At 70.4% G+C, this 13,931-nt stretch carries 14 protein-coding genes; 11 read left to right on the top strand and 3 right to left on the bottom strand.

Translation table 11 applies throughout. The features are described from left to right. Positions 1-30: 30 nt before the first annotated feature. Positions 31-1,263 carry a S8 family peptidase gene (locus GA0070616_RS06655; RefSeq protein ID WP_091077960.1) on the bottom strand — a complete coding sequence of 411 codons (1,233 nt, stop codon included), beginning with the start codon at positions 1,261-1,263 and terminating at the stop codon, positions 31-33. Between the two features lie 496 nt (positions 1,264-1,759). After that, on the bottom strand, positions 1,760-2,032 hold the full coding sequence (locus GA0070616_RS06650; protein WP_139128856.1) for a hypothetical protein: 273 nt from the start codon (positions 2,030-2,032) through the stop codon (positions 1,760-1,762). A gap of 181 nt (positions 2,033-2,213) precedes the next feature. On the opposite strand from GA0070616_RS06650, the gene GA0070616_RS06645 reads away from it, so the two are divergent. The 11 genes from GA0070616_RS06645 (at position 2,214) to mobF (ending at position 13,363) form a co-directional block, all read left to right on the top strand. Then, entirely contained in the window at positions 2,214-2,789 is a 576-nt protein-coding gene (locus GA0070616_RS06645; protein ID WP_091077953.1) for a hypothetical protein, read from the top strand. A 120-nt stretch (positions 2,790-2,909) separates the two neighbouring features. Further along, positions 2,910-3,278, top strand: a complete 369-nt coding sequence (locus tag GA0070616_RS06640) for a hypothetical protein (protein ID WP_091077950.1) — start codon at positions 2,910-2,912, stop codon at positions 3,276-3,278. Continuing rightward, the gene (locus GA0070616_RS06635; RefSeq protein ID WP_091077947.1) at positions 3,275-4,021 is read left to right on the top strand and encodes a hypothetical protein; all 747 of its coding nucleotides are present in this window, start codon (positions 3,275-3,277) and stop codon (positions 4,019-4,021) included. The genes GA0070616_RS06640 and GA0070616_RS06635 overlap by 4 nt, the downstream gene beginning before the upstream one ends. Beyond that, positions 4,018-4,473 (top strand): hypothetical protein, encoded by a 456-nt coding sequence (locus GA0070616_RS06630; protein WP_091077944.1) that lies wholly within the window; start codon positions 4,018-4,020, stop codon positions 4,471-4,473. Before GA0070616_RS06635 ends, GA0070616_RS06630 begins: the two co-directional genes overlap by 4 nt. After that, positions 4,470-4,652 (top strand): hypothetical protein, encoded by a 183-nt coding sequence (locus GA0070616_RS27520; protein WP_139128855.1) that lies wholly within the window; start codon positions 4,470-4,472, stop codon positions 4,650-4,652. The genes GA0070616_RS06630 and GA0070616_RS27520 overlap by 4 nt, the downstream gene beginning before the upstream one ends. After that, positions 4,649-5,002 (top strand): hypothetical protein, encoded by a 354-nt coding sequence (locus GA0070616_RS06625; protein WP_091077941.1) that lies wholly within the window; start codon positions 4,649-4,651, stop codon positions 5,000-5,002. The genes GA0070616_RS27520 and GA0070616_RS06625 overlap by 4 nt, the downstream gene beginning before the upstream one ends. Beyond that, entirely contained in the window at positions 4,999-5,274 is a 276-nt protein-coding gene (locus tag GA0070616_RS06620) for a hypothetical protein (protein ID WP_091077937.1), read from the top strand. The genes GA0070616_RS06625 and GA0070616_RS06620 overlap by 4 nt, the downstream gene beginning before the upstream one ends. Beyond that, the gene (locus GA0070616_RS06615; protein WP_091077934.1) at positions 5,274-6,953 is read left to right on the top strand and encodes a type IV secretory system conjugative DNA transfer family protein; all 1,680 of its coding nucleotides are present in this window, start codon (positions 5,274-5,276) and stop codon (positions 6,951-6,953) included. The genes GA0070616_RS06620 and GA0070616_RS06615 overlap by 1 nt, the downstream gene beginning before the upstream one ends. After that, positions 6,950-7,639 carry a hypothetical protein gene (locus GA0070616_RS06610; protein ID WP_091077932.1) on the top strand — a complete coding sequence of 230 codons (690 nt, stop codon included), beginning with the start codon at positions 6,950-6,952 and terminating at the stop codon, positions 7,637-7,639. Before GA0070616_RS06615 ends, GA0070616_RS06610 begins: the two co-directional genes overlap by 4 nt. A gap of 2 nt (positions 7,640-7,641) precedes the next feature. Then, entirely contained in the window at positions 7,642-8,709 is a 1,068-nt protein-coding gene (locus GA0070616_RS06605; RefSeq protein ID WP_091077928.1) for a hypothetical protein, read from the top strand. Between the two features lie 274 nt (positions 8,710-8,983). Continuing rightward, on the top strand, positions 8,984-13,363 hold the full coding sequence (mobF, locus tag GA0070616_RS29120; protein ID WP_091077923.1) for a MobF family relaxase: 4,380 nt from the start codon (positions 8,984-8,986) through the stop codon (positions 13,361-13,363). Positions 13,364-13,417: 54 nt separating this feature from the next. Here mobF and GA0070616_RS06595 read toward each other — a convergent pair whose 3' ends face one another. Continuing rightward, positions 13,418-13,786: a hypothetical protein gene (locus tag GA0070616_RS06595; protein WP_091077919.1), complete on the bottom strand. Its 369-nt coding sequence runs from the start codon at positions 13,784-13,786 to the stop codon at positions 13,418-13,420. Between the last annotated feature and the right edge of the window lie 145 nt (positions 13,787-13,931).

The raw sequence follows: 13,931 nt of genomic DNA, 5'->3' as shown, positions 1-13,931 counted from the left end.
CGGTGCAGGCCGGCGGGCCGCCGGTTCTTGTCAGGGGCCGCAGTAGAGCAGGCGGTTCGCGGTGCCGCCGGTCGAGCCGCCGACCACCACCCCGACGGTGGCCCGGGCGGTCAGGTAGGCGCCGACCTGGGCGGGCGTCCAGGTCGGGTTCGCCGACAGCGCCAGCGCGGCGCATCCGGCGACGTGCGCGGCCGCCATCGAGCCGCCGCTGATGGTCGCCACGGCGGCGTCACCGGTGTGCCAGGTGGAGGTGATGCCGGCGCCCGGCGCGTACAGGTCCAGGCAGGGGCCGTAGTTGCCGCTCGGCGAGCGGCCGTCGGTGCGGGTGGTGCCGGCCACGGTCAGCGCGGCCGGTACCCGGGCGGGCGAGTAGTTGCAGGCGTTGGCGTTCGAGCTGCCGGCGGTGACCGCGTAGGTGACCCCCGAGTTGATCGAGTTCTTCACCGCCGTGTCCAGCGCGGTGCTCGCGCCGCCGCCGAGGGCCAGCAGCGCCACCGCCGGCCGGACCCGGTTCGCGGTCACCCAGTCCACCCCGGCGATCACCTGCGCGTACGTGCCGCTGCCCGAGCAGTTCAACACCCGCACCGGGCGGATCCGCACCTCCTTGGCCACCCCGTGCAGCTTGCCGCCGATGGTGCCGGCCACATGGGTGCCGTGCCCGTTGCAGTCGTCCGCCGGGCCGCCGTCGACCAGGTCGATCCCGCCGCCGACCCGGCCGCCGAAGTCACCGTGGGTGCTCCGCACGCCCGTGTCGATCACGTACGCGTGCACGTTCGGGGCCGTGTTCGGGTACGCGTACCGGCCGTCGAGCGGCAGGGCACGCTGGTCGATGCGGTCCAGCCCCCAGGACGGCGGGTTCAGCTGCACGCCCGGCGGGGCGAGGCTGACGGTGCGGTTCTGCTCGACGTATGCCACGGCGGGGTCGGCGGCGAGACGACGGGCGGCGGACGCGCTCAGCCGCGCCTCGAAGCCGGGCAGGGACGCCCCGAAGACCATCGTCACACTGCCGGCGTGGCGGGCGGCGAGCCGGTGCGCGGTCGCCTCGACGGTGGCCCGGCCGGTGGTGGCGCGGCTGCCGGCGGTCGCGGTGTCACCGGCGTCGCGGAGCACCACCAGGTAGCTTCCGGCTACGGCGGTCGGGGCATCGGCGTACCGGATCGCCCCGGTGGGCGGCGCGGCGGTGGCGGGGCCGGCGGCCAGCGTGCCCACGACGGTGGCGGTGAGCGCCACGGCGAGGGTGCGCCGGGTGCGGGGGAGCGGCATGGGGTTCCTCCTCCTGGCTGCCCTCCCGGCGGCTCGTGGCCCTCGGGAGGAGCGCGACGGGTAACCAGGATGCTATCCAAACATTCAAGTGAATGGATATAGCCGGTGGTGGGTGGCATGAGAAGCGCCCGGCGTCGGTCAACCTTCTCCGCCGGCCCGATGTCCTTCCTTCGTCGCGGCCCTCGGGTCGTTGGCTTACCAGCGAGCGGGTCCGTGGGATCGCCGACGGTATGAACCGTCGGATCGCCCTGGAACGAGATCGGCCCAGGCTCGGCGAGAACGCCGCTGACCTGGGCCGGTACTGGTGGAGCGGGCGACGGGAATCGAACCCGCACCGTCAGTTTGGAAGGCGCACAGATTCGTATACCCCTGTGCGCACCGCGCTTCCAGTGCAGGTTATTGGGCTGTCTCGACCCCTTCAACGTGCGTCACGTGACCTCACGTGCAGGTGGCGCGTGGCGTGAAGTGAGACACCGGTGAGACGTCCGGGTGCCGGTTAGCCCCTGGGCTCCACGCCCGCAGCTCGGCAGATCCGGCGGACAGTCTCACGGGTGTATACGTGCTCGATGGCGGTGAGGATGTCGACTTGCCTCATGCCCTCGCGCGCCTTCGTGACGATCAGCTCGGCGAGCGGGCCGCGCGAGGCGGCTACCTGCTGCGCTGCTTGCTCCCGTCGGCGCTTGGCGGCGGCGAGGGCGTCTTTGGCTGCGTCTTCCTCGGTGACTGCGTCGCGGTAGGTGCGGGCAGCGCGAGTCAACTCGTCATTCATGTGTGGCATGATCCCACGCCACACGTGGCAACATCCATTCAACTGATTGGCCTACTACCATTGACGTGATGCCACACACCCCGTAGGGTTGTGGCATAAGCAAGGCGGCCCCAGGAAGCGACTCCACTCGCAACCCAGGGCCATAGACCAACCACCTGCTAGCACAGGGAGTCAGTCCGCCATGCACGCTATCAGCGCGCTCACCAACCCCGGCGAAAGCATCACCTACACCACGCCGGATGGCCGCACCACCATCACCTTGCAGTACGTCCGCGAAGGCGCGTACCGGGTCGACTACTACCGGGGCACCTACCGCGTAGAGGACAACTGCGGCAGCTACCCCACCGAGCACATCGCCCGCAGCGTCGCCCGCCTCTACGCCGAACTGGCCAAGGCCGAGGCCGAGCAGGCACCCGCAACGCTCGCCGAGATCGCCCAGCAGGGCACCCACCGCCAGGTCCGCCCGACGGTCGCCGGGGCGCACCTCGCCAACGTCACCAACACCCAGCACCGCGCCCTTGCCGCCGCCGCCACCCTCGGCCGCGTCGACCGTGGCGCCGGCCCCACCCGCGCATCGGTGGCCACCCTCAAGGCCATGGCCCGCAAGGGTCTGGTGCGGCTGGTGATGAAGCCGGGCAAGCGGTACGACATCTCCCACGCGCACATCACGCCGGCCGGCGAGCGTGAGCTGACCCGCCTCGACGCCGCCGCCGCCAACGCCTCGCAGCGCACCGCCCTGCTGGCCCGCCACCTCTGACACGTCAGGTCCGGGGTCGGCCACCGTCGGACGGCCCCGGACTCTCTCGCACACCTTCCTGTTTCTTCGAGGCCCCGGCCGTCGGCTGTGTGCGCCTCACATCGGGAGAGGAACCCGAGCATGACCAGCACCATCGAGCAGAACACCACCGCCGACCCCCGCGCCTACGGCCTGGCCCTCGTCACCGAAGGCGTCGCCACCGGCCTGCCGGTCCCGACCAACATCCTCATCGGCAGCACCACCAGCATGTCGATGCAGTTCTCCCGGCACGACACCGCCGCCGTCGACCGGTGGGCCACCTACCTTGAACTGCCCGCCCCCACCCGGCAGGCACACGTCTTCGACGTCGACCGCAACAACCCGTGGCAGACGTACTCGGCGGAGGTCCACCGCAGCGGCAACTTCAACGGATGGTCGGTGACGGTGTGGTGCGCTGCCGCAGCCACCGCCGACGCCATCACCAAGGCCACCACCGGGGGTGCCAAGTGAGCATCACCCCGCAGGCCGCCGCGTCCACCCCCGACGACCGGCGCAGCAACGTCGAGACGTTCCCCGCCATCAACCCCCCGCCGCTGAACCACCCGAAGGTGGACGACCGCACCCCGCTTATCCCCCGCCAGCGGACGGCATCCGACCTGATCGCCAGCCACCGCCCGTTCACCTCGACCGAGGCCGGTAAGGAACTGCTCGACTGGGCGCGGGAAATGCTGGACGACCCGGAGCGGGATCCGGCCATCACCGCCGACATTCGCTGGGTTTTGGCGCTGGCGCGGGACGTCGAGCAGGTCGAGGATTCGCAGTTGCACGCCGACCTCAAGGAGATTCTGGGCACCCCCGGGCCGGTCGGCTCGCTGGGTGACCGGGTGTCTGAGGCGGTGCTGCGCTACACCGACCGGCTCATGAGCGCCGATCCGCGTTGGAACCCCGTATTCCGTGCCCTGTGTCCCGACTGGTGTGACGACTGCCTGCGTGACAGCGGCGGCACCCTTCACACGGGTGTGGTCGGCACCGTCACCGACAAGGTGAACGACGCCGAACCGAGCACCATCGTGGTGCGGGTCGAGCGCAGCGACCGGGACGGCAAGCCGGGGCAGGCGTTCGTGTTCCTCGACGCCGGTTCGGTCGAGTTGAGCCCGGAGGGTGTGGCGAACCTGGGTGCCCTGCTGATCGAGGCCGCCGGGATCGTCAAGAAGGACCGGGCGGGGGCCGCGCGGCAGGGAACCGGCCAGTGAGAATCCGCCTCAACGGCACCGCCGAGCAGGTCAGCGCCACCGCTGACCTGCTCCGGCAGGTGCTTCCCAACACCCAGGTTTCCCGCCCCTACCTCAACCGGACCGGCGGCGACGTTCGCGTCTACCTCACCTGCGACCCGATCCCGTCACAGTCCGGGTTCCCGGCATACGTCCTCACCGTCGCCGAGAAGCTGCGCGCCCAGGCACTGGACGCTGCCGGCCCGGCCGGTGTCGACATGCCCGCCGAACTGGTGCGCCTCGCCGACCACATCGCTGTCGGCGGCGACTGGCAGCAGGTCGACGGCATCGAGGTCGACGGATGGGCGCAGCCGGGCCAGCCGGACGCCGTCCGCATCGGCACCAGCACCCACCAGTACGCCGACGACTTCCACCCGTTCCGCATCGGCGAGCCCGTCAAGGTGCGCCGCACCACCACCGGGGATTCCCGGTGAGCCGCCTACAGACGGTGTACCGACCAGCCGGGCCGATCACCGCCGATGTGCTGGTGCGGATGCTCGCCGAGCTGGGCGAAACCCCGCCGCCCCGCGTACCCCGCCCCTACACGAAGAACGCCGCTATCGGAGTTGCCCGCCGTGGGCACCGCCTGACTTCTTTGGAGACGATCCGATGAACGACACCGACCCGCGCCAGGCCGCCTGGCAGCTCGCCGCCGACGGTGTCGCCGCCGGCCTGCCCATTCCGGAGCACACCACCATCGGAGACAGCGCCCACAACCCCGGTCAGGTGACCCTGCATCTGCGCGACAACGACGCCGAGGCGGTCGAGCGGTGGGCGGCGTGGCTGGACCTGCCCGCCCCGGAGATGACCCTGTCCCCGATCGCGTCGAAGTTGCACACCTCCGGCTGGTTCCGGCCGTACGAGGCGAGGACGACCCGGCACCCGTCCACCGGGCATCACGTCGTGGTCAAGACGTACGTCAGCGTGCCGGCCCCGGCCGACGTCGAGGCGGTGGCCCGATGAACCGTATCGGCCCGCTTGCCCCGCAGTTCGCCCCCAACGGCGGCGTGATCGGGGCCCTCTACACCCGGATCACCGGCCGCCCGTACATCACCGTCGGCGGCCACGCCAGCCGCGACTTCGGCCCCACCCCCGGCGCGACCATCGCCCAGGTGTTCGGTGCGATCCCCGACGACGTGGCTCTTGCCCATGGCACCCAGCTGTACCTGGAAGCCAAGCGGATCCTCCGCGACCAGGCCGCCATCCGCGACGCGCAGATGCGGGAGGTCCAGTGATGGCCAGCAGCATGCCAGGACGGGTCACCGGCATCGGCCTCATCACCGGGTCCACCGGCTACGCCATCACCCAACTCCCCATCGACTACGCGCAGCTCACCGGCTGGACGGCCATGGCCGCAGGTGTCGGCATGGTCGGCGGCGGCGTCGTCACCTGGCACACCAGCCGCCGGGCGACGACCTCGCACATCAACCGCTGGTCGCGGCGCTCCCGCCGCAACCACGGCGTTCAGTCCCTCACCGGGCACCTGAAAACCAGTTCATCGTTCGCCATGCGCGGTCGGGCTACCGCGCTGCGGCCAAGCCTGGCCCGCATGTCCCGTTGGCAGCGGATCCGGGTTCCTGTCACCGAGTACGCCGCGATGCTCGGCAAGTCCGGAGGCCGAACCCTGTACGCGTCCCACGAAGACGTTGTGCTGCGGGTGGCCGGTGCCCGGTCAGGTAAAACCACCGCACTGGCGTGCCGGATCGTTGACCACCCCGGCCCGGCGGTGGTCACCTCCACCCGCGTGGACCTGCTCACCTGGACGGGGCCGATGCGCGCCAAGCGGGGGCCGCTGCACGTGTTCAACCCGGCCGGTATCGGCGATGTTGCCTCAACGTTGAAGTGGTCGCCGCTGGCCGGTTGCAAGGCCATCGAAACGGCGATGCGGCGGGCCGATGACATGATCCCGGCAGCCTCATCCGATGAGCGGGAAGGCTGGAACGACCAGGCCCGGCGGATCCTCGCGCCGCTGCTGTTCGCTGCCGCACGTGGCGGGTTGACGATGGCGCGGGTACTGGCGTGGGTGTCAGCGACCGGCGATCAGGCCACCAAGGCGGGCCGCCAGGTGGAGAGCATCCTCGATGACGCGCCGGAAGCCGCCGCCATGCGGGAGACGGTCCGGCAGTTCTTCGGCATGTCCGGTGAGAACGAACGCACCCGCTCATCCATCGTCACCACCCTGATGCCGGCATTGCAGTGGCTGTCGAACCCGACGGCGGCAGCGATCGGCGACGCGGAGGTCACCGGCGACACCCTCAACGTCGGCGAACTGCTCGACACGCAGGGAACCGTGTACCTGCTGGGCGGCACCAACCGGGTTACGTCGGCGTTGACGGGTGCCCTGGTCGCGGAGATCGCTTTCCGGGCGACGCAGCGGGCCGAGTCGATGCCGGGCGGCCGGCTGGATCCGGCGCTGCTGCTGGCCCTGGACGAGGCCGCCCTGGTGGCACCCGGTCCGCTGGACCGGTGGACGTCCGACATGGGCGGCCGGGGCATCGTCCTGGACATTGCGGTGCAGTCGCTGGCGTGGCTGCACCGGGTGTGGGGTGAGACGGGCGCCCGGATCATCCTCGGCAACGCGGCGGCGGTGCTGCTCGGTGCCGGCTGCAAGGATCCGGCGGACATCGCCCACTGGGAGGCCCTGTCGGGGCTGCGTGACGAGGTGTCGGAGACGCGCGACGCAGACGGCAAGGTGACGTCCACGTCGTCGCGGAAGGTGCCGGTGCTGTCGCGGGACCAGATTGCGGCGCTGCCGAAGTTCCACGCGGTCGTGTACGGACTCGGCCCCATCTCGATCATCCGGACGCCGAACATCTGGCGGAGGCGTGACGCCCGCCGGGCCATGGCGCGGGCAGGTCGGCAGGTCACGGCAACCAAGTTCGCGGAGAAGCTGGCCGAGGAGGTGTCCAAGTGAGCGGCGTTGAGGAGACGCTGCGCGCCCAGATGCTGGCGGTGGTGAAGGAGGTTCAGCGGGTTCAGGCCAGCGTGGCTGGGCTGGCGAACACCGCCGCCACGGCGAAGGCCACCGCTGAGGCGGCGCAGGCGGCCACGACCCGGCTGGCCGAAGAGTTGGTGGCGCTGGTGCGGGACAGCGAGCTTGGCGGCCAGGTCGACGGCGGTGACGTTCAGCGGCCGGTGCCCGGCCTGTCGTGGTTGACGGTGTCGGATCCGGACGAGGCTGACCGGCTGATGCGCGGGTTCGTGGACTGGCTGGCCACCGTCTACTGCCGGTGGCAGTCGACGCCGCTGCCGGACTGCTGGGCGTGGCATCCGCCGGTCGTGGCCGAACTGCTGGCGCTGCGGGATGCCTGGTATTCAGCGGTCGACCGGGAGACGGGTTCAGCGGCCCGGCAGATGGACTGGGTGGACCGGTACCGGCCGGGTGTTGCCCGCCGTATCGGCAAGGAGATGGCCGGTTGTTCGCTGAGCAAGCACACCCCTGACCGGCCGGAGGCGTACCGGCCGCCGCGCGTGCATGGGGCCGAGTTGGTGGATGCGTTGGCGGCCTGGTGGTGGCAGACGGGCGGCCGGGAGACGGCACCGGGTCCGTCTCCCGCGATGCTCGCGGAGTCGAAGGCCCGCGCGACGGAGGTCGAGTGACGATGACGAAGCTGTTCAGCGGCATGTTCAGCGATAAGAGGGTGACGTTCCTTCTCGGCTTCGCCGCCATGGCCGCAGCGGTCTACCTCACGGCCTCCGGGGAGTACAAGCTTGCCCAACTCGTCGGCTACGGCGACTTTGCCTGGGCGTATCCGGTGGCGCTGGACGTCTACTTGGCCGCCGCCGCCCGGCAGCGGTCGAGGTTGGATCTCGTTATCGCCATGGCCTTGATGGTCGGTTCTCAGATCGTCGTCGGCTTGCTGCACGTGTTCATCACCCCCGGCGAGCAGGTGCCGTGGGGGGTGGTGATCGTGGCGAAGTGCCTTCCGCCGATCATCGCGATGCGGACCACCCTCGGGATGCACGGCAAGCGTGACGAGAAGTCCCCGGAGGTGCTGGCTGCCGAGGAAGCGACGCGGCAGGCCGCCGAGCGGGTGCGTGAGGCGCAGCAGCGGGCAGCCGAGCGGGAGCGGGCGGCGGCGGAGCGGGTGCGTGAGGCGCAGGGGCGTGTGGCTGACGCGGAGCGGGCGCAGGCGGACATCGCGCGGCGGCTGGCGGCCGAGACTGAGGCACGCGAGGCGGCCGAGCAGACGGCCCGTGACGCGCAGGAGAAGGCCGCCCGTGCGTCAGCCCGCCGGGCGAAGACGCACACGGACAGTGACGGCGACGCGGGCGCGTCAGGCAAGCCGGCGGTGCGTCAGGTGAGGCGTCCGGCCGCTGACGCACAAGCCACGGTGACGCACGACGCTGACGCATCGGCGGTCGGTGACGCACCCGGCGAGGTCAACGTGACGCACGAGGTGACGCAGACGAAGGTGACGCATCCCGGCGACGGGGACGAGGACGGCGCGTCACTGACGCGCGAGGAACGGATGACGCTCGCGGTCATGGAGGTGCTGAATGACGCATCGGTCAGCGCGAGGGCGGCGGCGTTGAAGCATGACGTTGACCCACGGGCGGTGCAGCGGCGTGTCAGCGCGGCGCGTCAGCAGACGGGCGGACACCCGGTAGCCCCGCTGCGCGGGGCGGCGGTCAACGGCCAGCAGCCCAACCTCAACGGCAACCAGTAGGCCAACAGCACGGGGACGGTTTCGACCAGGCGACAGCCAACCAGGAACCGTCCCCGAACCCTCTCAGCAAGCCAGCCAGCACACCCACCACCACTTCCAGCCAGCACCAGCAAGCAGCCCAGCAGTCAGCACCGAGCAGCACAGTCAAACCCTCACCCAGTAGCCAAGTCGATCGAGAGCCAGCAGGACCACAGAAGTACACACCTAGGCATCTCGACCGAATAGGTTTTGATCTTGGCCCTACGGGCGGGCAGAGGAAGGGACATCAGTCGATATGTTGTCGATCTCTAGCGGCCACTCAGCCGAGTACCTGTACGGCCAAGTAGCCGGCGGACGCGAGTCGTACTACCTCGACGCCACCACCGACGGCGAAGCCCCCGGCCGATGGTGGGGCGGCGGCGCCGACAAGTTCGGCCTCACCGGTGAAGTCGCCGTGGACGACATGGAGGCGTTGTACGGCAAGTTCCTCGACCCGCGTGACGCACGATGGTCCGACCCGGCCACCCGTGCGTCAGCCGACCGTCTCGGCCGCGCCCCCGGCCGGTACCGCCGTGCGTCAGACATCCTCAACGAACGCGTCACCGAGACGTACGGCATTGACGCATCACGGCTCACGGAGATGCGTCACCACGCTGACGCATCCGACGACCCGACGCGCGCCCTGCGTGACGCACTGGTTGACGCAACCGGGGCGCTGCCGGAAGACATCACGGCGATGATGCGTCAAGCGGAGCGGGCCGAGCGTCAGCCGGTGGCGTTCCTTGACCTGACGTTCTCACCCGTCAAGAGCGTCACCGTTCTTCACACTGCGTATTCGCGGATGGAGCTTGACGCACAGCGTGCCGGCGACGACGAGGCCGCCCAGGGGTGGGCGTCGAAGCGTCGCGCGGTCGAAGAAGCCGTGTGGGAAGGCAACCAGGCGATGCTGCGGCACATGACCGAGCAGGCCGGCTACTCGCGGGTCGGGCGGCACGGGGCCGGCGGCGGCCGGTGGATCGACGCCCCGGACTGGACGGTGGCGTCGTTCTTCCAGACGACCAGCCGGGACTTGGATCCGCAGTTGCACATTCACAACGCTGTCTTGAATCGAGTGGTGTGCGCCGACGGTGAGGTGCGGACCCTCGACAGTCAGGCCATCCACCGGCACAAGCAGGGTGCGGGCACCATCGGCGAACGGGTCATGGAAGAGGCGTTGGCGACCAAGCTGGGTGTGCGGTGGCAGATGCGCGCCGACGGCACGGCACGGGAAGTGGTGGGCGTCGACCAGGAAATCATGGACATGTTCTCCACCCGAACCGCGAAGATCACCAAGAAGTTGGCGGAGAAGATCAGCCGGTTTCGTGAGCAGGTCGGCCGCGACCCGAACTCCCTGGAAATCGACCGGCTGCGCCGCCAGGCGAGCATGGCCACCCGCCGCGCGAAGACGCACGAGGGGGAGACGAAAGCCGAACAGCTCGACCGGTGGGCGGAACGTCTCCACGCGAAGGTTGTTGGCGGCCTCCACCGGGTCGCGCAGACCGTCGGCGGGCACACCCGGCAGACGCCAGCCGAGGCATGGTCACCTTCCGGGGTGATCGCTGAGGCTGTCGCCGCCTGCCAGCAGGCCGAACCGACGTTCGACCGGTCGAAGCTGATCCGCCAGATCCTGCTGGCGCTGCCCGACAACCTGGGCGGTCTGACCCCCGAACAGGTCAACGTGATCGCCGAACAGCTCGCCGATCAGGCGCTGTCCGATGACGGCCTGGTCGTGCCGGTCACCGGCCGGCAGGTCACCGAGGAAGTGCCGGACGAGTTGAAGGTGGCCAACGGGCGTAGCTCGTACGCGTCGCCGGCTGGCATGCGGTACGCGATGCGGGATCACGTGGTCGCCGAGCAGGCGCTACGGCGGGCGGCGGTGCGTCGCGGCGCTCACACTGTGCCGGCGGCCGACGTGGATGCGTGGCTTGCCGACGACGACATGGGGCGGATGCTCGGCGACGACCAGGCCGCCGCAGTGAGGAGCATTCTCACGTCGGGTGCCGTGGTGTCGGTGTTGTCGGCACCGGCCGGCACCGGCAAGTCGTTCACGGTCGGGGCGGTGTCGAAGGCCCTTGCCGACTTGGACGGCGGCCGACTGTTCGGGTTGGCAACCTCCCAGATCGCCACTGAGGTGTTGGCCGACGACGGGGTTACCGCGATGAACACCACCCGCTGGCTGGCAGCCCAGGACCGGCTGGCGTCCGGCAAAGCCACCTTGGATGACATGCGGTGGGCGCTCAACGACAACGACATCGTGGTGGTCGATGAGGCCAGCATGGTCGACACCGACGACATGAACCGGATCCGTGAGTACGTCGAGCACCGGAAGGCCCGGCTGCTGCTCGCCGGTGACCCGCGCCAGTTGGCATCTGTGGGTGCGGGCGGAGGCATGGAGATGCTGACTGACGGGTGCGCGCAGGTGCACACCCTCGCGGAGGTTCGCCGGTTCAAGGCCGGGTGGGAAGCTGACGCGTCGCTGCGGCTGCGGGACGGCGATGTGTCGGTGCTGGACGAGTACGACCGGCGAGGCCGGATCGTGGACTGCGGCACCCTGGACGCGGCGACCAGTTCGGCGGCCCGCGCGTACCTGGGTGACACCCTGGCCGGTTTGCGGTCGCTGGTGGTGTGCCCCACCAACGAAGCCGCGTCGGCGGTGTCGGCGACGATCCGTGACCAGTTGGTGAGCTTGGGTCGTGTCACCCCGGAGGGGGTGCTGCTCGATGGCGACTGCGGCAACACGGCCGGGGTCGGTGACGTGGTGATGGCCCGCCGCAACAACTGGGCTCACGGCCTGGTCAACCGCCGCCGGTACGTGGTGGAAGAGGTCAACGAAGACGGGTCGCTGCGCGTCACCCTAGAAGGTGACCCGGCCCAGGTCCGTACCGTCCCCGCCGCGTACGTGCGGGAGCACGTGGTGTTGGGCTACGCGGGCACCGTCCACGCCGCGCAGGGCGTCACCGTCGACACCTGCCACGGCGTCACTGACGGATCCATGTCGCTGGAAGGCCAGTACGTGGCGATGACCCGAGGCCGGCAGGGCAACACGATGCACGTGGCCACCTACCAGGAAGGTGAGGACACGCCGACCGGTGAAACCCACGGCCGAGGTCGGCGGGACGCGTCGGCGGTGCTGGGCGAGGCGTTCGACCGGGACGCCGAAGAACAGCGGGCCGCACTGTCGCAGGGTGCCGCCGACCGGGAGCGGGTGGCGTCGATGCACACCATCCACGAGCACCGGGAGCAGGCAATCCGGTTGGTGTGCCGCAACCGGGTCGACGGGTGGTTGGACGAGTTGGCCGCAGATGGTGTGATCAGCGAGGCGCAGCGGGCCGCGTTCGCCGCAGACCAGGGCACCGAACAGCTTTCCCGTCAGCTGCGGGTGGTCGAGCAGGCCGGACATGATGCGCGGGCGGCGCTGCGTACCGCGCTGGCGGCGGGGCCGCTCGACGGCGCGCGGTCGGTGGCGCAGGTGGTTCACCACCGGATCAGTGGCGCGTTCAAGGATGTCGGGCTGGCGCCGGCACCGGGTGCGGTCGACCTCGTTCCGGATGACCTGTCCGAGCAGTGGCGTGACTACCTCGCCGAGTTGGGCGAGCGGGCCGAGGATCGGCGGCGGGAACTCGGCATTCAGGTGGCGCAGGAACAGCCGCAGTGGGCGGTGGAAACCCTGGGTCCGCTTCCGGCGGACATGGCCGAGCGGATGGAGTGGGAGCACCGGGCAAGCCAGATCGCCGCATACCGGGAGGCGTGCGAGTTTGACGACCAGGCGGTGGTGTTGCCGCCTTCTCCGGGCATCTCGTCCACGGAGAAGCGGGCCGCGTGGCATGAGGCGTGGCGTGCCGCTGGGCGACCGGAGGCGGGCCAGGAGGAACAGGATCTGAGCGACGGGGCGCTGCGGGTGCGCGTGAAGGCGTGGCAGCGTGAACAGGCGTGGGCGCCGCAGTTCGTGGATTCGGAGATGCGCGCCACCGGCAGGCAGGCGGCCCAGCATCGGCAGGATGCGGCGGTGCTGCGGGCACAGGCCGAGGTCGAGCAGGATCCGGTTGTGGCGGCGCAGATGCTGGCCGAGGCGGACGAGAAGGCAGCTTTGGCGGGCATGCTGGCCGACGTTGAACAGGACATGGAGTTGGCGGCGGAGGCGCGGGCTGCCTGGTTCTTAGAGGTGGCGGCGACCCGTGAGGCTGCGGAGCGGGCGCAGGCCGAGCTGGCTGCGCGTGGCCGTGATGTCGGTGGCGAGGATGACCGGGTGACGGCGGATGAGTGGCTGGCGGTGCACGCGGAGGCGATGGCGGCCGAGGATCCGCACCGGCCGGTCACTGAACTGGACGTGGTCGACGGCGACCAGGCGGCGGAACGTGAGGTGGTCGACGCGCCGCCGGTGGTCGAAGAGGTGGCGGCCGGGTCGACCGTCGAGGTGGACATGCCGGCGGGTGTGCCGACTGCGGCTGAGGCGGCGGCGGCGGTCGCAGCGGCCCGGTTGGCGTTGGCGGAGGTTGCCGACCGGCGGAGCGCGGAGGCGGCGCACGCGCAGGCTGAGGCCGAGCAGGAGGCCCGGCAGGCGGCGTGGCAGGCCGAGCAGGCGGCCGACGCGGAGACCCAGCGGCAGCGGGAGCGGGAACCCGACTTGGCTCTGTGACCTGAACACGCGAACGGCCCCGGACGATGGTCCGGGGCCGTTTCGTGTCGCCTGTCAGGTCGAGACGGGGCGGGGGGTGGGTGTCAGCGGCAGTTCGTCGGTGTACCCGATCGCATACTCCAACATCCGGTAGACGCCTCGCGCCCACGACGACTGCACGCTGTCCGATCCGGCCGTGCCGTGCATGGCCATGCCAGCCATCCGCATCTGCTCGCTGATCTCCCGCCGGTCGACCGCAGCCTCACGGTCAGGATTCATCGGCGGGAAGGGGGTGTGGCCGAGCAGCCACCAGCCGGCGGCGGTCATGCCGCCAACCCAGTTGTCGGACTGGTCGCGGCGCCACTGCTGGGCGCAGATGTCGACGGCGGCGTGGATGTGCTCGACCGGGCGGCCGTAGACGCCTGCGGGGATCGTGTCGGGCATGTCTTGAGGGTCGCATGCGGGTGCGACAGGCTTCAATGACAGCACGCCGACACTTCGCCGCTGTCTCCATCTCATGCGCGCAGCCGGTCGTGTTCCGGGCGTACGGTGGATTGTGGCGGGCCGCCGGGGTAGAGGCCGGCGGCAT

Source organism: Micromonospora nigra (assembly GCF_900091585.1).
In the GTDB taxonomy this organism is placed as follows: domain Bacteria; phylum Actinomycetota; class Actinomycetes; order Mycobacteriales; family Micromonosporaceae; genus Micromonospora; species Micromonospora nigra.
The sequence above is the reverse complement of the archived record's forward strand: the minus strand, read 5'-3'. Positions and strand labels throughout refer to the sequence as shown.

Coding starts and splice junctions, on each gene's coding strand:
- GA0070616_RS06655 (WP_091077960.1), bottom strand. CDS start 1,263: ATGCCGCTCCCCCGCACCCGGCGCACCCTCGCCGTGGCGCTCACCGCC.
- GA0070616_RS06650 (WP_139128856.1), bottom strand. CDS start 2,032: ATGAATGACGAGTTGACTCGCGCTGCCCGCACCTACCGCGACGCAGTC.
- GA0070616_RS06645 (WP_091077953.1), top strand. CDS start 2,214: ATGCACGCTATCAGCGCGCTCACCAACCCCGGCGAAAGCATCACCTAC.
- GA0070616_RS06640 (WP_091077950.1), top strand. CDS start 2,910: ATGACCAGCACCATCGAGCAGAACACCACCGCCGACCCCCGCGCCTAC.
- GA0070616_RS06625 (WP_091077941.1), top strand. CDS start 4,649: ATGAACGACACCGACCCGCGCCAGGCCGCCTGGCAGCTCGCCGCCGAC.
- GA0070616_RS06620 (WP_091077937.1), top strand. CDS start 4,999: ATGAACCGTATCGGCCCGCTTGCCCCGCAGTTCGCCCCCAACGGCGGC.
- GA0070616_RS06615 (WP_091077934.1), top strand. CDS start 5,274: ATGGCCAGCAGCATGCCAGGACGGGTCACCGGCATCGGCCTCATCACC.
- GA0070616_RS06605 (WP_091077928.1), top strand. CDS start 7,642: ATGACGAAGCTGTTCAGCGGCATGTTCAGCGATAAGAGGGTGACGTTC.
- mobF (WP_091077923.1), top strand. CDS start 8,984: ATGTTGTCGATCTCTAGCGGCCACTCAGCCGAGTACCTGTACGGCCAA.
- GA0070616_RS06595 (WP_091077919.1), bottom strand. CDS start 13,786: ATGCCCGACACGATCCCCGCAGGCGTCTACGGCCGCCCGGTCGAGCAC.